Annotated in this window: 20 protein-coding genes; 11 read left to right on the forward strand and 9 right to left on the reverse strand. The window is 71.0% G+C overall.

Going from position 1 to position 22,078, the window contains the following annotated elements; translation table 11 throughout:
- Window positions 1-26: 26 nt before the first annotated feature.
- From FHR56_RS14440 to FHR56_RS14450, 3 genes are read right to left on the reverse strand one after another with little or no spacing between them, the layout of a single operon-like run.
- The gene (locus tag FHR56_RS14440; protein WP_160947521.1) at window positions 27-857 is read right to left on the reverse strand and encodes an MBL fold metallo-hydrolase; all 831 of its coding nucleotides are present in this window, start codon (window positions 855-857) and stop codon (window positions 27-29) included.
- Window positions 854-1,204 carry a metalloregulator ArsR/SmtB family transcription factor gene (locus FHR56_RS14445; protein WP_019797877.1) on the reverse strand — a complete coding sequence of 117 codons (351 nt, stop codon included), beginning with the start codon at window positions 1,202-1,204 and terminating at the stop codon, window positions 854-856. Before FHR56_RS14445 ends, FHR56_RS14440 begins: the two co-directional genes overlap by 4 nt.
- A gap of 4 nt (window positions 1,205-1,208) precedes the next feature.
- Complete coding sequence (locus FHR56_RS14450; protein ID WP_160947522.1) at window positions 1,209-1,577, reverse strand: rhodanese-like domain-containing protein; 369 nt, start codon at window positions 1,575-1,577, stop codon at window positions 1,209-1,211.
- A 157-nt stretch (window positions 1,578-1,734) separates the two neighbouring features.
- On the opposite strand from FHR56_RS14450, the gene FHR56_RS14455 reads away from it, so the two are divergent.
- The 4 genes from FHR56_RS14455 to trxC all read left to right on the forward strand — a co-directional run bounded on the left by FHR56_RS14455 (window position 1,735) and on the right by trxC (window position 7,114).
- Complete coding sequence (locus FHR56_RS14455) at window positions 1,735-2,910, forward strand: efflux RND transporter periplasmic adaptor subunit (RefSeq protein WP_160947523.1); 1,176 nt, start codon at window positions 1,735-1,737, stop codon at window positions 2,908-2,910.
- A 1-nt stretch (window position 2,911) separates the two neighbouring features.
- Window positions 2,912-6,115: an efflux RND transporter permease subunit gene (locus FHR56_RS14460; RefSeq protein ID WP_160947524.1), complete on the forward strand. Its 3,204-nt coding sequence runs from the start codon at window positions 2,912-2,914 to the stop codon at window positions 6,113-6,115.
- 79 nt (window positions 6,116-6,194) lie between these two features.
- Window positions 6,195-6,674 (forward strand): OsmC family protein, encoded by a 480-nt coding sequence (locus FHR56_RS14465; RefSeq protein ID WP_019797577.1) that lies wholly within the window; start codon window positions 6,195-6,197, stop codon window positions 6,672-6,674.
- Window positions 6,671-7,114 carry a thioredoxin TrxC gene (trxC, locus tag FHR56_RS14470; protein WP_160947525.1) on the forward strand — a complete coding sequence of 148 codons (444 nt, stop codon included), beginning with the start codon at window positions 6,671-6,673 and terminating at the stop codon, window positions 7,112-7,114. The genes FHR56_RS14465 and trxC overlap by 4 nt, the downstream gene beginning before the upstream one ends.
- An 88-nt stretch (window positions 7,115-7,202) precedes the next feature.
- Here trxC and FHR56_RS14475 read toward each other — a convergent pair whose 3' ends face one another.
- The 3 genes from FHR56_RS14475 to FHR56_RS14485 all read right to left on the reverse strand — a co-directional run bounded on the left by FHR56_RS14475 (window position 7,203) and on the right by FHR56_RS14485 (window position 9,632).
- Window positions 7,203-8,015, reverse strand: coding sequence for a S1/P1 nuclease (locus tag FHR56_RS14475; protein WP_160947526.1), 813 nt, complete (start codon window positions 8,013-8,015; stop codon window positions 7,203-7,205).
- A gap of 132 nt (window positions 8,016-8,147) precedes the next feature.
- A complete protein-coding gene (locus FHR56_RS14480) occupies window positions 8,148-8,768 on the reverse strand; it encodes an OmpW family outer membrane protein (protein WP_160947527.1) in 621 nt (206 codons plus the stop codon).
- Between the two features lie 234 nt (window positions 8,769-9,002).
- On the reverse strand, window positions 9,003-9,632 hold the full coding sequence (locus FHR56_RS14485) for an OmpW family outer membrane protein (RefSeq protein WP_160947528.1): 630 nt from the start codon (window positions 9,630-9,632) through the stop codon (window positions 9,003-9,005).
- 159 nt (window positions 9,633-9,791) lie between these two features.
- On the opposite strand from FHR56_RS14485, the gene gap reads away from it, so the two are divergent.
- Window positions 9,792-10,793, forward strand: a complete 1,002-nt coding sequence (gene gap, locus FHR56_RS14490) for a type I glyceraldehyde-3-phosphate dehydrogenase (RefSeq protein WP_019796921.1) — start codon at window positions 9,792-9,794, stop codon at window positions 10,791-10,793.
- A 237-nt stretch (window positions 10,794-11,030) separates the two neighbouring features.
- Here gap and FHR56_RS14495 read toward each other — a convergent pair whose 3' ends face one another.
- The 3 genes from FHR56_RS14495 to FHR56_RS20495 form a co-directional block, all read right to left on the reverse strand.
- A complete protein-coding gene (locus FHR56_RS14495) occupies window positions 11,031-11,486 on the reverse strand; it encodes a hypothetical protein (protein ID WP_237473304.1) in 456 nt (151 codons plus the stop codon).
- A gap of 292 nt (window positions 11,487-11,778) precedes the next feature.
- Window positions 11,779-12,183 carry a hypothetical protein gene (locus FHR56_RS20490; protein ID WP_202407016.1) on the reverse strand — a complete coding sequence of 135 codons (405 nt, stop codon included), beginning with the start codon at window positions 12,181-12,183 and terminating at the stop codon, window positions 11,779-11,781.
- Between the two features lie 239 nt (window positions 12,184-12,422).
- The gene (locus FHR56_RS20495; protein ID WP_202407010.1) at window positions 12,423-12,608 is read right to left on the reverse strand and encodes a hypothetical protein; all 186 of its coding nucleotides are present in this window, start codon (window positions 12,606-12,608) and stop codon (window positions 12,423-12,425) included.
- A gap of 76 nt (window positions 12,609-12,684) precedes the next feature.
- On the opposite strand from FHR56_RS20495, the gene FHR56_RS14505 reads away from it, so the two are divergent.
- The 6 genes from FHR56_RS14505 to FHR56_RS14530 all read left to right on the forward strand — a co-directional run bounded on the left by FHR56_RS14505 (window position 12,685) and on the right by FHR56_RS14530 (window position 22,033).
- Window positions 12,685-15,426, forward strand: coding sequence for a DUF2339 domain-containing protein (locus FHR56_RS14505; RefSeq protein WP_160947529.1), 2,742 nt, complete (start codon window positions 12,685-12,687; stop codon window positions 15,424-15,426).
- Window positions 15,423-16,784, forward strand: coding sequence for a DUF3999 domain-containing protein (locus FHR56_RS14510; RefSeq protein WP_160947530.1), 1,362 nt, complete (start codon window positions 15,423-15,425; stop codon window positions 16,782-16,784). The genes FHR56_RS14505 and FHR56_RS14510 overlap by 4 nt, the downstream gene beginning before the upstream one ends.
- Window positions 16,785-16,995: 211 nt before the next feature.
- Window positions 16,996-18,171, forward strand: coding sequence for a phosphoglycerate kinase (locus FHR56_RS14515; protein ID WP_160947531.1), 1,176 nt, complete (start codon window positions 16,996-16,998; stop codon window positions 18,169-18,171).
- Window positions 18,168-18,818, forward strand: coding sequence for an HAD-IA family hydrolase (locus tag FHR56_RS14520; RefSeq protein WP_160947532.1), 651 nt, complete (start codon window positions 18,168-18,170; stop codon window positions 18,816-18,818). Before FHR56_RS14515 ends, FHR56_RS14520 begins: the two co-directional genes overlap by 4 nt.
- A 234-nt stretch (window positions 18,819-19,052) precedes the next feature.
- On the forward strand, window positions 19,053-20,519 hold the full coding sequence (gene pyk / locus FHR56_RS14525) for a pyruvate kinase (protein WP_026144035.1): 1,467 nt from the start codon (window positions 19,053-19,055) through the stop codon (window positions 20,517-20,519).
- A gap of 104 nt (window positions 20,520-20,623) precedes the next feature.
- A complete protein-coding gene (locus tag FHR56_RS14530; RefSeq protein WP_184502655.1) occupies window positions 20,624-22,033 on the forward strand; it encodes an HD domain-containing phosphohydrolase in 1,410 nt (469 codons plus the stop codon).
- Window positions 22,034-22,078 lie beyond the last annotated feature (45 nt).

Here is a 22,078-nt window from a genome sequence, read left to right on the forward strand (position 1 = left end):
TAGCGCGCCCGCGGCGCGCTGCCTGCTCACGCCGACGGCGGTGCCAGATCGTCGGTGCGCCCGGCCTGGATGTTGGCGCGCACCGACGGCTGCATCAGTCGCGGCTCGGCCAGCGTCGCATCGCGCGCCTGGCGCAAGGCCACGAAGGCCGCTTCGTCGATGCCGTCGCGCACGTGGATGTTGGCGCGGCGCTGTTCGCCGATGCTGGTCTGGCAAGCGACCGCGCGGCCGCCTGCGCCGTAGTCGTGGCACACGAACACGCGCGTGGCTTCCGGCAGCGCGTACAGCCGCTGGATCGAGCGGTACAGCGTGGCCGCGTCGCCGCCGGGGAAATCGCAGCGCGCGGTGCCGCTGTCGGGCATGAACAGCGAATCGCCCGGGAACAGCGCATCGCCGATCAGGTAGGCGACGCTGTCGCCGGTATGGCCGGGCACCGCGATCACCTGCGCCTGCAACCCACCGATCGTGAAGCGCTCGTCATCGGCGAACAGGTGGTCGAAGCCGCAGCGCGCCTGCGCATCGGTGTCCAGGCCGAATTGCGGTGCGAAGCGGGCGCGGACCTGGCGGATGCCGTCGCCGATCGCCAGCGTCGCCTGTGGCCAGCGCTGTTTGAACCATTGCGCGGCGGACACATGGTCGGCGTGGGCGTGGGTCTCCAGGATCCAGCGCAACTGCAGCCCGCGTTCTTCCAGGCACGCGGCCAACACCTGCGCCGGCGCTGCGTCCAGCGCGCCGGTCTGCGGATCGAAGCCCACCACCGGATCGATCACCGCGGCGTCGTGGCCGTCCTCCACCACATAGCTCCAGGTGCCGGAACCGGCGTGGTGGAAGGCGTGGACGTGCGGATGCTGGTTCATCGATCGCTCCTGCTGGCGGCGGGCGGCGCGGCGCTGCAGTAGATGCCGTGCAGCACCTCGAGGATGCGCTGCACCGGGCCGGGCACCAGCGAATAATAGATGGTCTGGCCGTCGCGGCGGGTCTGCACCAGCCCATCCTCGCGCAGCAGCGCCAGGTGTTGCGACAGCGCCGACTGGCTCAGCTCCACGCGTGCGTTCAGTTCGCCGACCGATTGCTCGTGGTCCACCAGCAGGCACAGCAGCAACAGGCGCTTCTCGTTGCCGAGCGCTTTCAGCAGGCGCGCGGCCTCGCTGGCGTGCGCACGCATCGCGGCAGGATCCAGGACGGGCGCGGCGCGGCGCGTCATCGGCTCAGAAATCGACCGGGCCACCGGCCGCGGTCCAGCCCAGGAAGCCGCCGGTCAGCGAGCGCACCGCGGTGTAGCCCAGGTGCTGCAGGCTCAGCGCCGCCAGCGTGGAGCGGCCGCCGCTGGCGCAGTACAGCAGGATCGGCTGATCGCGCCGGGCCAGCGCCGGATCGGCGTCGAGGCGGAATTCGAGGATGCCGCGCGGGATGTTGATGGCGTTGGGCAGGTGGCCCATGGCGAACTCGCCGGGTTCGCGCACGTCGATGATCCATTCGCCGGGCAATGGCGTGGCGGCGGCATCGGGGTGGATGGGGGTTTCGTGGATCTGCGCGCGTGCGCGATCGACCAAGGCTTGAGCGGAGGAAGCGGGCATTGGGGGTGCTCGGCGGGAAAGTGCGCTCATCATATCAGTTGACTCTAATATAAGAAAATTCTAATTTATCTCGCGGCCAGCCTCGTGGTCGCAACCGCTGCCGCCCCTGGGCTTGCCCGCCACCGGCGCAACCGTGCCTTTCCTGTGGAGTTCGATCATGCATGTGCGTCGTTGGCCAATCTGCAGCGCCGGGAGCGCCGAACGGCTGCGCTGGACGGGTGCGGCCGCGGCCACGCCATCGGGCGGGAACGGCCGCGCCACCGTGGCTGGCGTGCTCGCGTCGCTGGCCATGCTGGCGCTCGCCGGCTGCCGCCATGACGCCGCCGCGGTTGCGCCGCCGCCGTTGCCGGCGCTGGCGACCGCTCCGGTGGTGCCTGCGGCGATGGCCTCGCGCTCCTGGGATGGCGTGGTCGCCGCGGTGGAACACGCCGATCTGAGCGCGCAAACCGATGGCCGCGTCCGCAGTGTGGCGGTGGACGTGGGCGACCGCGTCGTCGCCGGCCAGCTGCTGCTGCAATTGAGCGCAGTGGAACAGCGGGCCGGGGTCGACAGCGCACAGGCACAGTTGCGCGCTGCCATGGCCAGCGCCGGCGAGGCCGAGGCCAGCTACCGCCGCTATGCCGCCCTGGCCGATGCGCAGTACGTGTCGCGCGCGCAACTGGATCAGGCGCGCGCCACCCGCGATGCGGCACGCGCGGCGCGCGCCGCGGCGGAAGCGCAAGTGGCCCAGGCGCAACAGCCGGCCGCGTACACGGTGGTGCGTGCGCCGTTTGCCGGGGTGATCAGCGCACGCCATGTGCAGCCAGGCGAGGCGGTGGCGGCTGGACAGGCGTTGCTGTCGCTGTACGTGCCCGGTTCGCAGCGCATCGAGGTGCAGGTGCCGCAGTCCGATGCCGCTGGCGTCCGCGCCGCGCCGCGCGCGCAGGTGCTGTTGGACGATGGCCGTACCCTGCAGGTTCCGCAGGTCACGGTGTTTCCCACGGCCGATCCGCGCAGCCACAGCGTGACGGTGCGGGTGCCGCTGCCGGCGCTGCAGCCGGCCCCGGCGCCGGGCACCACGGCCAAGGTCCACTTTCCGCTGGCGGCCGGCGATGCCGCGGAGGCGACGCCGTTGAGCATTCCGCGCTCGGCGTTGCTGCAGCGGGGCGAACTCAGCGCCGCCTATGTCCTGGCCGATGGGCGCTTGGTCCTGCGTCAGCTGCGGATCGGACGGCGCGATGCGCAACGGGTGGAAGTGCTGGCCGGGCTGCGCGCAGGCGAGCGCGTGGCGCGCGACCCGGTCACCGCCGGACAGGCCCTGGTCGCGCAGCGGCGCGCGCTGGCGGAGCACTGAGATGGGACCGTCCGGCCGCCTGGCGGCACTCTTTCAGGCCAATCCGTTGACGCCGCTGCTGGCCCTGCTCGGTCTGCTGCTTGGCCTGGCGGCGGTGGCGGTCACCCCGCGCGAGGAAGAGCCGCAGATCGATGTGACCATGGCCAATGTGTTCGTCGCCTTGCCCGGTGCCGATGCGCGCGAGGTCGAGCAATTGCTGAGCACGCCACTGGAACAGAAGCTCGACGAGATCGAAGGCATCAAGCACGTGTACTCGGTGAGCCGCCCGGGTCAGGCGGTGCTGACCGTCGAATTCGAGGTCGGGGTGCCGCGGCAGGCCGCGCTGGTGCGCCTGTACAACCAGGTGTATTCCAACCTGGACGTGCTGCCGACGCGGATGGGCGCGAGCGCGCCGCTGATCAAGCCCAAGGGCATCGACGACGTGCCGGTGATGAGCGTGACCCTGTGGAGCGACGATGTGCAGCACAGCGCCGCCGACCTGGGCGCGATCGCGCGCACGCTGGAAACCGAACTCAAGCGCATTCCCGGCACGCGCGACATCTACAGCATCGGTGCGCCGCCACGGGTGCTGACGGTGACCCTGGATCCGGCGCGGCTGGCCGCCTACGACCTCACCGTGGCCGACCTCGGCCAGGCGCTGCAGGGCGCGAACGTGGCACGCCCGCTCGGCGACCGGATCGGCGGCGGCCGCGCGGTGCCGCTCAGTGCAGGCCGGTTCCTGGCCGACGCCGACACCGTGCGCGAACTGGTGATCGGCATGCACGACGGCCAGCCACTGCGGTTGCGCGACGTGGCCCAGGTGGAGGCTGGCGCCGATCTGCCCGGCGCCTACGTGTGGTACGGCGCGCCGCCCACGCGCGGCGGCCCGGCGCAGGGGCGTGCGCCGGCGGTGACCCTGGCCATCGCCAAGAAGCCGGGCAGCGACGCCGCGGCGCTCACCCGCGCGGTGGGCGCGCGCCTGCAGGCACTGCGTGGCGAGTTGCTGCCGCAGGGCGTGCATGCGGAGATCACACGCGATTACGGCGCCAGCGCGGCGGCCAAGGCCGATAAGCTGATCCACAAACTGGTGTTCGCCACTGCCTCGGTGGTGCTGCTGGTGCTGTTCGCGCTGGGGTGGCGCGAGGCCATCGTGGTCGGCAGCGCGGTGGTGCTGACCCTGGCGCTCACGCTGTTCGCCTCGTGGGCGATGGGCTTCACCCTCAACCGCGTGTCGCTGTTCGCGCTGATCTTCTCGATCGGCATCCTGGTCGACGACGCCATCGTGGTCGTGGAGAACATCCACCGCCATCTGCGCGCCGGCGGCAAGACCTTGCGCGAGGCGATTCCGGCGGCGGTGGACGAGGTCGGTGGCCCGACCATCCTCGCCACCTTGACCGTGATCGCGGCGCTGATGCCGATGGCCTTCGTCAGCGGCCTGATGGGACCGTACATGCGGCCGATCCCGATCAATGCCTCGGTCGGCATGCTGCTGTCGCTGGCGATCGCGCTGGTGGTGACGCCGTGGCTGGCGTTGAAGCTGTTGAAGCGGCATGTGCCGGCGCATGCCGCGCAGGCACATGCCGGTGGCGACGCGCCGCCGCGCCTGCAGCGGCTGTTCGCGCGGTTGCTGCGCCCGTTCCTGGATCCGGTCCGCGGCGCGCGCCGCCGTGGTTGGCTGTTCGCCGGCATCGCGGCGTTGCTGCTGGCCGCAGTGGGCCTGGTCGGGCTGCAATGGGTGGTGCTGAAGATGCTGCCGTTCGACGACAAGTCCGAACTGCAGATCGTGGTCGATCTGCCCGAAGGCAGCACCCTGCAGGACACCGACGCGCTGTTGGTGGAACTGGCCGGGGTGCTCGACCGCACGCCTGAGGTGCACGACTACCAGGGCTATGCCGGCACCTCGGCGCCGGTCAACTTCAATGGCTTGGTGCGGCAGTACTTCCTGCGCAGCGGCAACAACGTCGGCGACCTGCAGGTGAACCTGGTCGACAAACACCAACGCACGCGCCATAGCCATGCCATCGCCCGCGCGCTGCGCCCGCCGCTGGCGGCGATCGCACGCCGGTATGGCGCCTCGCTGAAGGTGGTGGAAGTGCCGCCGGGGCCGCCGGTGCTGGCGCCCTTGGTGGCCGAGGTCTATGGGCCGGACTATATGCGCAGCCGGCGCCTGGCGTTGCTGCTGGAGCAGCGTTTCCTGCGTATGCCGAACGTGGTCGATGTCGACACCAGCGTGGAGCGCGCGGCGACCCGCGAAACGCTGGTGGTCGACCGGGCGCGCGCCGCCCGCCTGGGCGTGAGCCAGGCGGCCATCGCGGACGCCCTGACCACGGCGGTGCAGGGGCTGGATGTCACCTGGCTGCACGACGGGACGTCCAAGGTGGCACAGCCGGTGCGGCTGCGCCTGCCGGCCGCCGCGCAGGCCGCCAGTGCACGCGTGCTGGCGCTGCGCGTACGCGGCGGCGATGGGCAACTGGTGCCGCTGTCGGAACTGGTCACGGTGCAGCGCCTGCCCTGGGACGACAGCATCGCGCACAAGGACCTGCGGCCGGTGGTGTACGTGACCGGCGACGAATCCGGGCGCCTGGACAGCCCGCTGTACGGCATGTTCGACCTGGTCGGGCAGCTGCGCCGGCACGCGCTCGGTGGCCAGGGGCTGCAGCAGCACTTCATCGCGCCGCCGGCCGATACCGGCGACTTCGCAGTGAAATGGGACGGCGAATGGCAGATCACCTACGAGACCTTCCGCGACATGGGCATCGCCTACGCGGTGGGCCTGTTGCTGATCTACCTGCTGGTGGTGGCGCAGTTTCGCAACTATCTGCTGCCGCTGGTGATCATGGCGCCGATTCCGCTGACCGTGATCGGGGTGATGCCGGGCCATGCCTTGCTCGGCGCGCAGTTCACCGCGACCAGCATGATCGGCATGATCGCCCTGGCCGGCATCATCGTGCGCAATTCGATCCTGCTGGTGGACTTCGTCCGCCATGCGCTGGCGCAGGGGCGCAGCGCCGAGCAGGCGGTGATCGAGGCCTGCGCGGTGCGCGCGCCGCCGATCGCGCTGACCGGGCTGGCCGCGATGCTGGGCGCCCTGTTCATCCTCGACGATCCGATCTTCAACGGCCTGGCGGTGGCGCTGCTGTTCGGCATCCTGGTCAGCACCGCCCTGACCCTGCTGGTCATCCCGTTGCTGTACTACCCACTGGCGCGACGCGAAGCGTCGGCATGAGCGCGACAGAACGTCCACATGCCGTTGCCGGCGCCGGCGTAGAGTCGCAGATTCCTTCTTCGCACCTGGAGCCTCCGCCATGCCCATCGGCGATCCGATTCGCGTCACCCTGGAGCAGGACACGGACTTCGCGTTCCGCATCCAGTTCGACGAAACCGCACTGGAGCCCTGGCTGAGCGACGAAACCGCACCGCTGGGCCAGGAGCGCGGTCCGAACCCGACGCGCATCCTGCTCGCCGGCATCGCCAATTGCCTGGCGGCCAGCCTGCTGTTCGCGATGCGCAAGTACAAGAACGATCCGGTCGGTGTGGTCGCGCACATCACGGCAACGCCGATGCGCAATCCGGAAGGGTTCTGGCGCATCCCCCAGGCGTCGGTGGAATTGCAGTTGCCCGGCGCCAACCAGGACTACGCGCAACTGGAGCGGATCCTGGCCCAGTTCGAGCAGTTCTGCGTGGTCACCCAGAGCGTACGCCAGGGCATCGACGTGCAGGTCACGGTCAAGGATGCGCAGGGCACGGTGCTGCTCGGCGACAAGAGCATTGAGGCCGGGGCATGAGCGAGCCGCTGCATGTCGCCTGCCCGCATTGCGCCGCGCTCAACCGCGTGCCGGAGGCGAAGCTGACGGACGCGCCGCAGTGCGGGCGCTGCCATCGTGCCTTGTTCGAGGCCGCGCCGGTGACGCTGACCGCCGACAGCTTCGCCGTGCATGCCGAACGCAGCGATGTACCACTGCTGGTGGACGTGTGGGCGCCGTGGTGCGGTCCGTGCCGGACCATGGCGCCGCATTTCGCGGCCGCCGCCGCGCAGCTGGAGCCGCGGCTGCGCCTGGGCAAGCTGGACAGCGACGCGCAGCCGGCGCTGGCCGGGCGCTTCGGCATCCGCAGCATCCCGACCCTGCTCCTGCTGCGCCAGGGCCGCGAACTCGCCCGGCACAGCGGCGCCATCGGCACGGCCGAGATCGTGCGCTGGGCGCGGGCGCAGTTGGGTGTGGCGTAAACGGTCTTGTAGGAGCGGCTTGGTCGCGACGGGCTTGCCTAGCAAAGCCTGTCGCGGCTAAAGCCGCTCCTGCAACGTGCAACCAAGCTTACTTGCCCAGCGCTGCGTTCAAGGTCGCCGCCAGGTCGGCACCGGCCTGGCGCAACTGCGCTTCAGCGACCGGCCGCCAGGTCGTCACGTAATCGGCCGGCAGCTTCGCGCCAGGCGGATAGAAGCCCGGGCGCATCATGATCCTGCAGGAGGCCTCGGCCCATGCGGCGGCCGGCGGCGGCAGGGCGCTGCCGGCCGGGGATGGCGCCGGCAACGGCTGTTTTTCCAGTTCGGCCAGGTAGCCTTGCTCGTCCAGTCCGCGGCTGCGCAGCAGGCCGCTGTCCCACAGTGAGTGCAGATTGGTGCCCTTGCCCTCGAACTGGATCTGCACGGTGTTGGCGCCCTTGTCGCGGGCGTAGCCGGCATGCAGCGGCTGCTGCACGTCGCCGGCGAAATGCACGACGAACTTCAGCGCCTGCGCGCGCGCAGCCTGCGGCTGGCTGCGGTCGGCGAGGATGGCGGCCTGGCGGCGCAGCGCCTCGACCGCGCAGTTGCCGTCCGGGCAGTCGCGGGTCTGTTCGTAGTGGCAATCGTTTTCGGCCAGATTGACGTAGTGCCAGCGCGCACTGCGCTTGCCCAGGTCGGGATCGTGTTCGCGGAGCTGGTCGGCCCAGTTGGCGACGCCGGCCAGGGTCGGCTCGGGTTCGCCCTGCAGCAGGGTCTGGACCTGCGCGCGGGCTTGCGGGGTGAGCTGGGTGGCGGCGAGATCGGCGACCAGGCGGTGGCCCAGCGGGCCCCAGGCGAAGGCGGCGGACGGTGCGGCAGCGAGGGCCGCGGCGAGCGCGGTGCAAACGAGGGAAGAGGTTTTCATGCGCGGATTCTAGCCCGCGAGGGCGACGCGACCATGACGCGGGCCGGGCGCGTTGCGCTGCCGCTCAGCGTGGCGGCAGCGAGGCATCGCCGTTGGCCAGGCGCGTCCGTGGACGCGGCCTGGCGCGCTGGCTCAGAAGTACATCAGGTAGGCGACGCCGTAGGTGACCGGATCGAGCTTGGCCTTGCCGAGCTTGGTGCCCTCCACCTCCACGTCGCTGCGCATGCCGGTCCAGCGCGCGTCCACGCGGATCGCGCTGCGTTCGCCGACGGCGAAGTCCACGCCCGCATGCAGTGCCGGGCCGACGCTGTCCTTGAACTTGACGTCGTTGGACGAGAACGCGCCCTTGCCGTCGCTGCCGAGGAAGGCGGTGTAGTTCAGGCCGGCGCCGACGAACGGGGAGATGTCGCCGTTGCCGTTGAAGTGGTACTGCAGCGAGATCGTGGGCGACAGCATCCAGGCGCTGCCGATGTCGCCGCCGCCGTCCACGCCGATCTTCTGCTGGCCGACCAGGCCCTGGATCTCCACGCCGAGGTTGCCGCGGAAGAAGTATTCGTAGGTGAACGACACGGCCGGGGCGGTATCGGCGTCGAAGCGCTGGTCGCTGCCGCGCAGCGTGCCGTTGGAGCCGCCCGGCACCATGCCGTGGAGGCCGTAGCTGGTGGTGAAGTGGCCGGCCGATTGCGCCGCGGCGGGCAGGGCGATGCTGGCGAGGGCGGCGACGGCAAGGCGACGGAACAGGCGTGGCGGCATGGAAGACCCCGGTGGACGACGAGTGGGCGGATGCGAACCCATGTCGGCCCGGTGGGCGCCGATCCACATCCGTGTGGCGCGTAGTCTGCCAGAGAAGCGGCGCCGACGCGCTGCGATCCGGTGTCGCCGCGGGTGCGGCGGCAGCGTCGATGCGGCGCGTCCGTGCCCAGGATGGCGCCGCTGCGGCGAACGGCGCCCGCCCTGCCGCCGCCGCATGTCGCGGCGGCGCACGCCTCAGAACTTCATCACGTAGGCCAGCCCGTACGCCAGCGGATCGATGTGCGCGGTGCCCAGGTCGCTGCCGTTGACCTTGACCTTGCTGTCGATGTCGATCCAGCGCAGGTCCACGCGCAGCGCCGATTTCTCGGTGAGCGCGAAGTCCACGCCGGCGTGCGCGGCCAGGCCCCAGGAGTCTTCCAGTTTCAGCTTGCTGCCGGCCAGCGCGCCGGTGGTCTTCTCGCTGAAGAAGGTGGTGTAGTTGAGGCCGGCGCCGACGAACGGCGAGACCTTGCCGGCGCTGTTGAAGTGGTACTGCAGCGACACCACCGGCGGCAGGTGCTTGGTGCTGCCGACCTTGCCCACGCCCTTGACGCTGATGTCGTGCTCGAACGGCAGCGCGGCCAGCACTTCCACGCCTAGGTTCTGGTGCACGAAGTATTCGAAGGTCACCGTTGGGCGAATGTTGCTGTCGATGCGCAGCGGCAGGGTGCCGCCGGCCAGCGTGCCGTTGTCGGACTTCGGGTTGACCTGGTGGGCGCCGATGCCGAGGGTCCAGTCGCCTTGCGACTGCGCCAGCGCCGGCAGGGCGCACAGGGTCAGGGCGGCGGCCAGGCCGGTGAGCAGGAGGGGGGAGGTGGTGCGCATGGTGGAGTCTCTGTTGGGTGTGGGCGCAGTGTCCGGCGCGCGGCCCCACGCCGCCTTGATCCTGATCAAACCGGCGTGTCCGGCGCGGAGCGGCCGGCCTGCTAGAATGCGGTTCCCCTTCCATCCGCCGCGCCAGGCGCGGCCGCAGGAGCTACTGAAATGGCAATCAAGGTCGGCATCAACGGTTTCGGTCGCATCGGGCGCAACGTGCTGCGCTCGGCGGTGCAGAATTTCGGCAGCGACATCGAGATCGTCGCCATCAACGACCTGCTGGAGCCGGATTATCTGGCCTACCTGCTGCAGTACGACTCCGTGCACGGCCGCTTCGAAGGCGAGGTGGCGGTCGACGGCGGCCACCTGCTGGTCAACGGCAAGAAGATCCGCCTGACCCAGGAGCGCGATCCGGCGGCGCTGAAGTGGGGCGAGGTCGGCGTGGACGTGGTGATCGAGTCCACCGGCCTGTTCCTGACCAAGGAAACCGCGCAGAAGCATCTGGACGCCGGCGCCAAGAAGGTGATCCTGTCGGCGCCGTCGAAGGACGACACGCCGATGTTCGTCTACGGCGTCAACGACAGCACCTATGCCGGCCAGGCCATCGTCTCCAACGCCAGCTGCACCACCAACTGCCTGGCGCCGCTGGCCAAGGTGATCAACGACAAGTGGGGCATCAAGCGCGGCCTGATGACCACCGTGCACGCGGCCACCGCCACCCAGAAGACCGTGGACGGCCCGAGCAACAAGGACTGGCGCGGCGGCCGCGGCATCCTGGAGAACATCATTCCGTCCAGCACCGGCGCGGCCAAGGCGGTCGGCGTGGTGATCCCGGAGTTGAACAAGAAGCTCACCGGCATGAGCTTCCGCGTGCCGACCTCGGACGTGTCGGTGGTCGACCTGACCGTGGAACTGGAAAAGCCGGCCACCTACGCCGAGATCTGCGCCGAAGTGAAGGCGCAGAGCGAGGGCGCGCTGAAGGGCATCCTCGGCTACACCGAGGACAAGGTGGTGGCGACCGATTTCCGCGGCGACGCGCGCACCTCGATCTTCGATGCCGATGCCGGCATCGCCCTGGACGGCACCTTCGTCAAGCTGGTGTCCTGGTACGACAACGAGTGGGGCTACTCCAACAAGTGCCTGGAAATGGTCAAGGTGGTGGCGAAGTAAGACGCCTGGCGTCGCTCGCTCACTGCGGGCGACGCAGCGGTGTTGGCATGCGACCCGTGGCGGTTTGCCGCCGCGGGTCGCATGCCCCCGACACCGCGAAAGGACGCAAACAAAAAGGAGCGCATCGGCGCTCCTTTTTGCTGTGACAGGTCTGTGGTGATGGGCTTGCCCGCCGCGACGGCGGCCTGAATGCCGCGGGTGGCGGCGCGATGCGCGCCGACCCCACCCTGGTCGCCCTTACAGCGCGTCCTTGGAGACGTTGCTTTCGCTCTGCTGGTAATCGGTGACCACGCCCTTGGCATCGAATTCCACTTCCAGGTCGTACGACTTGACGTTGCGCGCGCCGACACCATGCTCCTGCGCCTCGTTGATCGCCGGGCCGGTGTAGTAACCGGGCAGCATCCGCTTCAGCAGGCCGGTCGCGGTCTTTCGCGCTTTCTCGCCATGCGATTCGCTGGGGCGATAGCTCCACGACTTCTCGTAGCCCCCTTCTTTCCCGGACGTCCTGGAGACGTAGGTGGGCTCGCCATAGATGGCGCGCACCTGTTCCTTGGTGGTCTTGCCGATGACGATGTTCTTCTTGACTGCGTCGGGGGTGTAGAGCTCCGGATTGTCGACCTTTTCGGCCAGGGCGGGAGCGGCGAAGGACGCGGCCAGCAGGGCCGAGATCAGCAGGGTGCGAAAGGGTTTCATGGTCATGTCCGTTTACCTGGGGAGTGGCGTCTGCAATCCAGAGGGCACCGGTCGCGTCGAGGATGCGTCGGTACGGCTTCAGCGCGGCGCACCGAGCTTAGGCATGGCGAAATGACGCCGTCAATACAGCAGGCAGGAGACATTCAGGCAGCGCCTGTGCCCTTCCGGCGATGCCGTTGGACGGTTATTGGCGCGATGCGCCATGCCGCCGCATGCGCAACCACGCCGACACGCCACGCGGTACCCTGTGACCCGCTGCCGCTTTTGCGCAGGACGCGGTGGGGCGCGCGGTCTACAGCACCTGCAGGATCGGCGAGTGCCAGCCGGTGCGGTAGGTTCTTGGCTCGGCGCGGCGACATGCGCGATGCAGGGCGATCGGCCCTCGAGGTCGATCATCAGGGGCACTGCGCGGCTGCTTGAACAAGGCGTCGCGGCCGTCGAAGTCGAGCCGGTCCTGCAGCATGCGTCCGGCCGAGTCGTCCAGCATTTCGCCGCGTGCGTCGACGATGCAGACCCGGCTGCGGCCCCGTTCCGATCCGGACAGCGGCGTGCGCCGCACGATCGTCTGCGCCAGCGCGTCCCATCGCAACACGATGCCCAGTGCGCCCAGCACGCGGCCGTCGACGCGGCCGCCCTCGCGGACCGTGCACGCGTACATCAGGACCCGCCCGCTCGCCATCGGCCAGCCCACTGGCATGCACGCCCTGGACGCTGAAGTCCCGCCGCTGCGGGTGCGCACGGCCGGCTCGAACCATGGCTGTGCGGAAGCGTCGCTGCCGACCGAGGCGAACTGCCGCGGCCGTCCATTGGCGCGAATGCGGCCATCGCTGCCGGCCAGGGTCAGGTCGAAGGAGACCATTTACGAATCCGGGACCTGACCCACGCGGCGCGATGCGTAGGCCAGCGCTTCGGCATCGCTGTCGGCGCGCGCCGCCATCACCACCGTGGCGTCGGTGGCCCACCCGCGCACTCGCAACTGCACGCGTCGAGGTTGCGGTCGATCAGGTCGATGTCGCTCAGCGTCAGTTCGCGACGCCGGGTGCGGCGCACGTCGTCCTGCAGTCGGCCAGCGTCTGCCGCATCTCCGCGCTGGCCGATGGCGGCGCCGAACTCGTCTACCATCTGCGCCAGGTCCGGCGCCGCCGGGCTCCGGATGCGGCCGCCGGCGCCGCGCCACCGCGATGGAGAGGCGAGTCGAATGGAGATGGTGATCGTGCTGGTGGTGTTGGCGGTGCTGGCGGTGCCGGTGCTGTTGCTCGTGGCCCTGGTGGGGCAGTCGCGCCTGCGCCAGCGGCTGGCCGCGCTGGAGGCGCAGGTCGCACGGATGGCGGCCGCCGCCCCGGCAGCGCCTGCGACGGCCGGGGCCGGTGCCGCGGCCGCAACCGGGCAAGCCGATGCCGCCGCCGAGCCCGAGCCTGCCGCCGAGCCCTGGCCGATCGAGGCGTCACGCGACCTCGCGCGTCCGCATCAGGCGATGGAGGACGCGGGCGCGCCACCGCCGCTGCCGCCGCCCTTGCCGGCGCCGCCGCGGGAGGACCATGTCGCGACGCTGGCCGCCGCGGCCGAGCACGCCGAACGGCAGCAGGCGCAGGCGCGCGCCGCCGTGGCGGCCCAGCCCGCCGTGCCGCGTGGGCCGGACCCGATCGAGCGGTTGCTGGGCGGCATCAAACGCTGGTTCACCGAGGGCAATGTGCCGGTCAAGATCGGCATGCTGGTGCTGCTGGCCGGCGTCGCCGCGCTGCTCAAGTACGCCGGCGACCAGGGCTGGTTGCGCATGCCGATCGAGCTGCGCTACGCCGGCATCGCCGCCACGTCGCTGGCCGGCCTGGCCTTCGGCTGGCGCCAGCGCACACGCAAGCGCAGCTTCGCCCTGGCCCTGCAGGGCGGGGCGATCGGCGTGTTGCTGCTGACCGTGTTCGCCGCGTTCAAGCTGTCCGCGCTGATCCCGGCAGGCGCGGCGCTGGCGTTGAGCATCGCCCTGGTGGCGGGCATGTGCGTGCTGGCGGTGGCGCAGGATTCGCGCACGCTGGCGGTGCTGGGCACGCTGGCCGGCTTCCTGGCGCCGCTGTGGCTGTCCACCGGCAGCGGCAACCACGTCGCGCTGTTCTCCTACTACGCGCTGCTCAACGCGGCGGTGTTCGCGATCGCCTGGTACCGGCCCTGGCGGGTGCTGAACCTGCTCGGGTTCGGCTTCACCTTCGGCATCGGCACGCTGTGGGGCGTGCTGCAGTACCGGCCGGAGCAGTTCGCCAGCACCGAGCCGTTCCTGCTGCTGTTCTTCGCCTTCTACCTGCTGATCCCGATCCTGTACGCGCGGCGGCAGACGGCTGTGCGCAGCACGCTGATCGATGGCAGCCTGCTGTTCGGCACGCCGCTGATCGCGTTCTCGCTGCAGGCCGGGTTGCTGCGCGGCGAGCGCCTGCCGCTGGCCCTGTGCGCGCTGGGCCTGGCGGCACTCTATGCGCTGCTGGCGGCGGCGCTGATCCGGCGTGCGCGCTTCGCGCTGCTGGGGCAGGCGTATGCCGTGCTGGCGGTCGGGTTCGCGACGCTGGCGGTGCCGTTGGCGCTGTCCGCGCGGGCCACCGCCAGCGTGTTCGCGCTGGAGGGTGCGGCGCTGGTGTGGCTGGGCCTGCGCCAGCGGCGCTGGCTGCCGCAGCTCAGCGGCGCCGGCCTGCAACTGGCGGCCGCGCTCGGCTTCACCGTGGGCCTGGACGCTGTGGCGCAGGACACCCAGGCGGTGGTCAATGCCACCTGCATGAGCGCGCTGTTGCTGGCCCTGGCCGGCTTCGTCAGCGCCTGGTGCTACCGCCGTGAGCGCGCCGCCATGCCGGCGTTGGGCTACTACCTGTGGGGACTGGCCTGGTGGTGCGGGATCGGCGTCGCCGAGATCCTGCGCTTCGTCGACGCCGACGCGCGTGCCGACGTGTTGCTGGCCTGGGTCGCGGTCAGCGGCTGGCTCGCGGCCGAAGCGCAGCGGCGCTGGCCGGCACCGGCGCTGGCCGCGACCACGCTGGGCGGCCTGGCGCTGGCGGTGCCGCTTGCGGCCTGGCAGGCCGGTGCGCATGGGCAGCCGTTCGCCGGGCACGGCGCCTGGGCCTGGGCGCTGTACGCCGCGCTCGGCCTGCGCAGCCTGCTGTGCCTGCGCGACAGTGGCGGCGGCGTGGCACGCGCGGCGCAGTTCGTGTGGTGGCTGGTGTGGCCGATCGTGGCGACCTTGCTGTGCGGCTGGCTGGCGCTGCACAGCGGCCTGGCCGCCGGCTGGCGCTGGATGCTGCTGATCGCGCCCTGGCTGCTGGTCGCGGCGCTGTCGCTGTGGCGCTGGAGCTGGCTGGCGGCGCCGCTGGGGGCGGCGTTCGCGCCCTGCCGCAGTACGCTGCAGAGCACCTACTTCGGCCTGCTCGCGCTGGCCTGGCTGTACAGCCTGGGCCAGCCCGGCGGCAGCGCACCCTTGCCGTGGGTGCCGGTGCTCAATCCGCTGGAACTGACCCAGCTGGCGCTGCTGGTGCTGGGCGTGCGCTGGACTCGCAGCCCGGAGCTGCCGGCGCTGCTGCGTCCCTGGCGCACGCAGTTGCTGGCCGGCGCCGGTTTCCTGTGGATCACCAGCGTCACCCTGCATGCGGTGCACGACTGGGCGGCGGTGCCGTGGCACGGCGTGCTCGGCGAAGGCGTGGCGCAGACCAGCCTGACCGTGGTCTGGAGCGTGCTGGGCGTGCTTGGCTGGGTGCTGGGTTCGCGGCGCGGCCAACGCGGCCTGTGGCTGGCCGGCGCGGTGTTGATGGCGGTGGTGCTGGGCAAGCTGTTGCTGGTGGATCGCGGCAACCTCGGCAATGTCGCCGGCATCGCCTCGTTCATCGCTTACGGGCTGTTGTGTACCGTGGTCGGCTATCTGGCGCCGGCACCGCCACGCGCCGCCGAACCGGCCGAGGAGGCCCTCCCATGATCCGACGCGTGCTGTTCCCGTTGTGGCTGGCCTGGTTGCCGCTGTGCGCAGTCGCCGCCAGCCAGCGCGACGACTACGCCCAGCAGTGGCCGCTGACCCTGCAGGACGCCGATGCCGGTGCCTATCGCGTGCAACTCGACGATGCGGTGTACCGCAGCGCGCAGCGCGCCTCACTGGGCGACGTGGAGGTGTTCAACGCGGCGGGCGATCCGCTGCCGGCGGCCCTGTTCGCCGCCGAGCAGGCCGAGACCGCGCCACGCCGGCAGCCGTTGCCATGGTTTCCGCTGCCGGCCTCGCGCGACGGGCGCGCCGCGGACCTGGAACTGATCGCCGAACGCGACCGCGACGGCAGCGTGCGCCGCATCCAGACCCGCGTGGCCGGGGGTGACACCGACGCCGGCGCGGGCTGGCTGGTCGATGCCAGCGCGCTGCACGCACCGCTGCGCGCGCTGTCGCTGCAATGGGCTGCCGCCACGCAGCCGCAGCAGGCGCGCTACCGGGTCGAGGGCAGCGACGATCTGCGCGACTGGGAGGTGCTGGTGGCGGATGCGACCCTGGTCGACCTGGCCAACCAGGGGCACCGGCTGCAGCAACTGCGCATTCCCATCGATCGGGAGGTGCGCTACCTGCGCCTGCTGCCGCTGGCCGGCGCCAGCGCGCCGCCGCTGACCGGGGTGGAGGCCGAACTGGCGCCGGCGCCGGTCGCCGCCGACTGGCATTGGCAGCAACTGGACGCGGTGAGCACCGACACGGCGCAGCATCGCTACGCCTTCGTGTCGCCGGGCCGCTACCCGGTGACGCGCGTGGACGTCGCCTTGCCCGGCAACAACGCGATCGAATGGCGCGTGCAGAGCCGCGACAGCGCCGAGGCGCCGTGGCAGGACCGCGCCGGTCCGTGGCTGGCTTACCAGGTCGGTGGCGGCAGCCGCTCGCCGCCGCAGGCACTGACCGCGCCGGTGCGCGATCGCTATTGGCGCTTGCTCGCGGCGCAGGATCCGGGCCGGCAGCGGTCGGCGCTGCGCCTGGGCTACCAGCCGGAGACGCTGGTGTTCCTGGCGCAGGGCACGCCGCCCTATGCGCTGGCCGCCGGCAGCGCGCGCACGCAGCGTGCGCAGGCGCCGCTGGCCGCCGCGCTGCAGGCCTTGCACGCCCAGCGCGGGCCGCAATGGGCGCCGGCCACCGCCAGCCTCGGCGCGGCGCAACCGCTGGCCGGCGCGGCGGCATTGCAGGCGCCAGCGCCGCCGCGCGACTGGAAGACCTGGCTGCTGTGGGCGCTGCTGGTCGGCGGTGCGTTGCTGGTGGTCGGCTTCGCGCTCAGCCTGCTGCGCAAACCCGGCGCCGCCGACGGCACCGGCTGATCGATCCCGTGGCGACGGTGCGCGCGCTGCGCCGCGCGCGCGGCATCGCACCGCACCGATTTGCCGCTGTGCGGCCGACGCCGGACAATGGCGGTTTCGCCGCTGCGCGGCACTCGGCCGGCGGTCGTGCACCTTGCGTTCCGATGCCGACGCCGATACTGCACCGATGGCGCGGTTTTCCCTTTGCAACCCCACGAAAGCGAGCACTTACATGTCCATCCTGCGAATGACCGATCTCGACCTGTCCGGCAAGCGCGTGCTGATCCGGCAAGACCTGAATGTGCCGATCGACAATGGCCTGATCACCTCCGAGCAGCGCATCCTGGCCTCGGTGCCCACGCTCAAGCACGCGTTGGCGCAGGGCGCGGCGGTGATGGTGACCTCGCACCTGGGCCGGCCCAAGGAAGGCGTGTGGACCCAGGAGGACTCGCTGGAGCCGGTGGCGATCCGCCTGGCCGCGCTGCTCGGCGTCGATGTGCCGCTGCTCCGCGACTGGGTCGATGGCGTGGACGTGCAGCCGGGGCAGATCGTGCTGCTGGAGAACTGCCGCATGAACGTCGGCGAGGGCAAGGACGACGAGGCCTTGGCGAAGAAGTACGCGGCGCTGTGCGACGTGTTCGTGATGGACGCCTTCGGCACCGCACACCGCGCGCAGGCCTCCACCCATGGCGTGATCAAGTTCGCCCCGGTCGCCGCCGGTGGCCCGCTGCTGATGGCGGAGCTGGACGCGTTGGCCAAGGCGCTGGAACAGCCGGCCAAGCCGCTGCTGGCGATCGTCGCCGGCAGCAAGGTCTCGACCAAGCTGGAACTGCTGTCCAACCTGGTGGACAAGGTCGACCAGTTGATCGTCGGCGGCGGCATCGCCAACACCTTCATCGCCGCGGCCGGGCATGCGGTGGGCAAGTCGCTGTGCGAGCCGGACCTGCTCGAAACCGCGCGCAAGATCGTCGCCGATGCTAATGCGCGCGGTGCGGCGATCCCGCTGCCCAGCGACGTGGTGGTGGCCAAGCAGTTCATGCCCGATGCCGAGGCCACGGTGAAGGCGGTCACCGACGTCGCCGACGACGACCTGATCCTGGACATCGGCCCGCAGACCGCCGCGCACTATGCCGAGCTGATCGCCAAGGCCGGCACCGTGGTCTGGAACGGCCCGGTCGGCGTGTTCGAGTTCGACGCCTTCGGCAAGGGCACCGAGACCCTGGCGCGGGCGATCGCCGCGTCGCCGGCGTTCTCCATCGCCGGCGGCGGCGACACCCTGGCCGCGGTCGACAAGTACGGCATCGCCGAGCAGGTCAGCTACATCTCCACCGGCGGCGGCGCGTTCCTGGAGTTCCTGGAAGGCAAGACCCTGCCGGCGGTGGCCGCACTGCAGGCGCGCGGCGCGTGAGCGCCGCCGACGTCCTGTTCTTCGACCTGGACGGCACCCTGGTCGATTCGGAGGCCGGCATCGTCGGCAGCCTGCGCCACGCCTTCGCCGAACTCGGCCAGCCGCTGCCGACCCCGGCGCAGTTGCGCGCCTGGATCGGCCCGCCGCTGCGCGACAGCTTCCAGCAGCACTTCGCCGGCGATGCGGCGCTGGTGGAACAGGCGCTGGCCCTGTACCGCAGCCGCTACGACAGCCACGGCTGGCGCGAGCACACGGTGTTCCCGGACATCGGCGCGGCGGTGGAGGCGATAGCCGCGGCCGGCCACCGCCTGGCGGTGGTGACCTCGAAGAACGAGCGCTTCGCGCGGCGCATCGTCGAGCAGTTGCCGTTCGGCGCTCGCTTCGAGGAGATCGTCGGCGCCAGCGACGACGGCGCGCGCCGGGCCAAGCCCGACCTGATCGCCGAGGCGCTGCGGCGGCTGGCGGTCGCGCCGGCGCAATGCCGCATGATCGGCGACCGGCGCATGGACATCGACGGCGCCCGCCACCACGGCATGCGCAGCATCGGCGTACTGTGGGGCTTCGGCGATGCCGAGGAACTGCGCCAGGCCGGCGCCGATGTGCTGGCGCAGACGCCGGCGCAGTTGCCGACACTCGTCGCGGCCTGAGGCCCGCATGCGCCGGCGCGTCCGGCGCACGCGAGGGCGCCACGCATGGGGTGGCGCACCCCGCGATCGCGCCCCTGCAACGCCCGCGGGCCGGCGCCTGCGGGCCCGGCATGACCACATACTGTCCCGCATTGTCCGCTCGCTATGCCCGGCCGCACGCGCGTCTATGCCGAAATGCCATGCCGTGTGATGGGCGCGTGTGCTAGCTTTGAGCGCTTTTCCAAGGATGCCGTCATGATCGAACGCCAGCGCCGTACCAAGATTCTCGCCACCCTCGGTCCGGCCACCGACCCGCCCGGCGTGCTCGAGGATCTGTTCCGCGCCGGCGTCAACGTGGTGCGGTTGAACTTCAGCCACGGCGATCCGTCCGGCCAGGCCAAGCGCGCCGCCGAAGTGCGCGCCGCCGCGGCCCGCGTCGGCGCCGAGATCGGCATCCTCGCCGACCTGCCGGGTCCGAAGATCCGCATCGAGCGCTTCGCCCAGGGCAAGGTGTCGCTCAAGCTCGGCGACCGCTTCGACCTGATCGCCGACGCCAATGCCGCGCCGGGCGACGCCAGCCAGGTCGGGGTCAGCTACCTGGGCCTGCCGCAGGACGTGGCCCCGGGCGACGTGCTGCTGCTGGACGATGGCCTGATGCAGCTGAAGGTGGTCGAGGTGCAGGGCGAGCGCATCGTCACCAGCGTGCTCAACGATGGCGTGCTGTCCGACCGCAAGGGGCTCAACAAGCAGGGCGGCGGCCTGTCGCTGGGCGCGCTGACCGAGCGCGACAAAGAACTGATCGGCATCGTCGCCAAGATCGGCGTCGACTTCATCGCGGTGTCGTTCTGCCGCAATGCCGAGGACATGAACGAGGCGCGGCGCATCGCCCGCGCGCACGGCTGCGACGCGGCGCTGGTGTCCAAGATCGAGCGCACCGAGGCGATCGAGAACCTGAGCGAGATCGTCGAGGCCTCGGACGTGGTGATGGTCGCGCGCGGCGATCTGGGCGTGGAAATCGGCGACGCCGAGCTGCCCGGCCTGCAGAAGAAGATCATCAAGGAATCGCTGGCGCAGAACAAAGTGGTGATCACCGCCACGCAGATGCTGCAGTCGATGGTGGAAAGCCCGATCCCGACCCGCGCCGAAGTGCTGGACGTGGCCAACTCGGTGATCGACGGCACCGACGCGGTGATGCTGTCGGCCGAGAGCGCCGCCGGCGCCTATCCGATCCGTGCGGTCGAGGCGATGGCGCGCATCTGCCTGGGCGCCGAGCGCCAGTTCGAGACCGAAACCGACTTCGGCATGGCCCCGCGCAACCTCGAGCGCGCCGACCAGGCCATCGCCATGGCCACGATGTTCCTGTCCCAGCACGTGGGCGTGCGCGCGATCGTGGCGATGACCGAATCCGGCGGCACTCCGCGCTACCTGTCGCGTTTCCGCGCCAAGGCGCCGATCTTCGCGGTGACCCGCCACGACGGCGCGCGCCGGCACATGGCGATGATGCGCGACGTGTTCCCGATCAACTTCGACAGCCGCGGCCTGACCCCGCGCGAGGCCGCGCGTGGCGCGATCCGCGTGCTGGTCGAGGCTGGCCTGCTGGCGCCGGGCGACCGCGTGGTATTCACCAGCGGCGAGCACATGGAAACCCACGGCGCCACCAACACCCTGCGCCTGCTCGAGGTCGGCCCGGATGGCCGCGCCAGCGGCCTGGGCGAACTCTGAAGGACGCGGTGCGGCGGCCCAGGCCGCCGCACCGTCGGCAGCCCCTGTCCGATCGCGCATGGAACGGCGCGTCATCCACCGTTCCCTGATCGCGCGATACCCCCATGACATCCACGAGCGCGCACGCCGAGCTCGGGCTGGAACTGCCCGAGCGCCCCGGCACGCACTGCCTTGAACACCTGATCCAGGCCTCTGCCACGCGCGAGCTGGTGGTCACCGAGGACATCCGCGACCGCCGCGGCATCCTGCTGGTCGCCAAGGGCCAGCGCATCAACGCCGGCCTGCGCGAACGCCTGATCGCGCGGCGCCTGCTGCGCCCGCTGGAATCCTCGCTGGCGTTCTGCGAAGAACTGCGCCCCAGCGAAGTGCAACTGGCCGCGCAGCGCGAACTGGACGAACACCCGCATCTGCGCCTGCTGCTGGGCGAGGAGGTGCAGTCGGTCATGACCGCGCTGGCCCGCGCCCGCACGCTGGGCGCGCCCGGCACCTTGCTGACCACGCTCGGCCAGACCCGGCCGGCGGCGTTCTCGCACGCGGTGCGGGTGGCGATGCTGGTGTCCTGGCTGGCGGCGCTGCTGTCGCGCTCGGACGCGGCGATGCGCGAGGCCGCGGAAGTCGGCCTGCTGCACGACCTCGGCGAGATGTACGTGGATCCGGCGGTGCTGGAACTGCCGGAGGCGCAGCAGGATTTCGCGCAGTGGCGCATGCAGTGCGTGCACCCGGTGATCAGCGCGGCGCTGCTGGGCGAATCCGGCGTGTATTCGGCCCAGCAGGCCGCCGCCGCGCGCGAGCATCACGAACGCATCGACGGCTCCGGCTATCCGGTCGGCACGCCGGTGTTGTCGCCCCTGGGACGGCTGATCTCCTGCGCCGAAGCGCTGGATGCGTTGTTCGAGCGCGAGCAGGGGCAGGCGCACGCGCTGGCGCGGATGCGCATCGCGCTGCGCGTGGTGCCGGGGCAGTTCCCACGCGACGTGGTCGATCTGGTGACCGCGCGGTTGCGCGACTGCGTCCCGGAGCCGGCGTCGGCGCACGATCCGCAGCACCTGCGCGCAGTGGTGGCGGCCTCGCTCGACGGCCTGGAACGGGCGCGCGACGAAGCCCTGCGCCTGCAGCGCGGTGGCGACCTGCGCGAGGACGAGCGCGCGGCCCTGCAGCACCTGCTGTTGCTGATCGTGGGCTACATCATGGCCATCCACGATTCCGGCGCCGGCAAGATGGTCGAGCAACTGCCGTGGCTGATCGCCGCGCCGGAGGCGGCCGAGGAAGTGGATCGCGTCTGTTGCGAACTGCGCTGGCAGTTGCCGGGGCTGCGCCGCCATGCGGCGTTGCTGGCGCACCGTCGCGCGCGCGGCGCCGACGACTGGCGGCCGTTGCTCGATGCGCTCGACATCGCCCTGCCGGCGGCGCACGCCGCGCCTGTGCAGGTGCCGGCCGCGGACGCTGCACCGTTGCAGACGGCGCAGGCCGATGCAGCAGTGCCGTGCGAGGCGATGGCGGATGCGCTTGGCTGACATGCCGGAAAGATGCACGGTCTACGCCTGTAACCGCTTGCAACA

It is taken from the genome of Xanthomonas sp. F10 (genome assembly GCF_014206815.1).
Lineage (GTDB): Bacteria > Pseudomonadota > Gammaproteobacteria > Xanthomonadales > Xanthomonadaceae > Xanthomonas_A > Xanthomonas_A indica.

Excerpts from the sequence above, each read along its gene's own strand:
- FHR56_RS14440 (WP_160947521.1), bottom strand. The coding sequence starts at position 857 with ATGAACCAGCATCCGCACGTCCACGCCTTCCACCACGCCGGTTCCGGC.
- FHR56_RS14445 (WP_019797877.1), bottom strand. The coding sequence starts at position 1,204 with ATGACGCGCCGCGCCGCGCCCGTCCTGGATCCTGCCGCGATGCGTGCG.
- FHR56_RS14450 (WP_160947522.1), bottom strand. The coding sequence starts at position 1,577 with ATGCCCGCTTCCTCCGCTCAAGCCTTGGTCGATCGCGCACGCGCGCAG.
- FHR56_RS14455 (WP_160947523.1), top strand. The coding sequence starts at position 1,735 with ATGCATGTGCGTCGTTGGCCAATCTGCAGCGCCGGGAGCGCCGAACGG.
- FHR56_RS14460 (WP_160947524.1), top strand. The coding sequence starts at position 2,912 with ATGGGACCGTCCGGCCGCCTGGCGGCACTCTTTCAGGCCAATCCGTTG.
- FHR56_RS14465 (WP_019797577.1), top strand. The coding sequence starts at position 6,195 with ATGCCCATCGGCGATCCGATTCGCGTCACCCTGGAGCAGGACACGGAC.
- trxC (WP_160947525.1), top strand. The coding sequence starts at position 6,671 with ATGAGCGAGCCGCTGCATGTCGCCTGCCCGCATTGCGCCGCGCTCAAC.
- FHR56_RS14475 (WP_160947526.1), bottom strand. The coding sequence starts at position 8,015 with ATGAAAACCTCTTCCCTCGTTTGCACCGCGCTCGCCGCGGCCCTCGCT.
- FHR56_RS14480 (WP_160947527.1), bottom strand. The coding sequence starts at position 8,768 with ATGCCGCCACGCCTGTTCCGTCGCCTTGCCGTCGCCGCCCTCGCCAGC.
- FHR56_RS14485 (WP_160947528.1), bottom strand. The coding sequence starts at position 9,632 with ATGCGCACCACCTCCCCCCTCCTGCTCACCGGCCTGGCCGCCGCCCTG.
- gap (WP_019796921.1), top strand. The coding sequence starts at position 9,792 with ATGGCAATCAAGGTCGGCATCAACGGTTTCGGTCGCATCGGGCGCAAC.
- FHR56_RS14495 (WP_237473304.1), bottom strand. The coding sequence starts at position 11,486 with ATGAAACCCTTTCGCACCCTGCTGATCTCGGCCCTGCTGGCCGCGTCC.
- FHR56_RS20490 (WP_202407016.1), bottom strand. The coding sequence starts at position 12,183 with ATGCCAGTGGGCTGGCCGATGGCGAGCGGGCGGGTCCTGATGTACGCG.
- FHR56_RS20495 (WP_202407010.1), bottom strand. The coding sequence starts at position 12,608 with ATGGTAGACGAGTTCGGCGCCGCCATCGGCCAGCGCGGAGATGCGGCA.
- FHR56_RS14505 (WP_160947529.1), top strand. The coding sequence starts at position 12,685 with ATGGAGATGGTGATCGTGCTGGTGGTGTTGGCGGTGCTGGCGGTGCCG.
- FHR56_RS14510 (WP_160947530.1), top strand. The coding sequence starts at position 15,423 with ATGATCCGACGCGTGCTGTTCCCGTTGTGGCTGGCCTGGTTGCCGCTG.
- FHR56_RS14515 (WP_160947531.1), top strand. The coding sequence starts at position 16,996 with ATGTCCATCCTGCGAATGACCGATCTCGACCTGTCCGGCAAGCGCGTG.
- pyk (WP_026144035.1), top strand. The coding sequence starts at position 19,053 with ATGATCGAACGCCAGCGCCGTACCAAGATTCTCGCCACCCTCGGTCCG.
- FHR56_RS14530 (WP_184502655.1), top strand. The coding sequence starts at position 20,624 with ATGACATCCACGAGCGCGCACGCCGAGCTCGGGCTGGAACTGCCCGAG.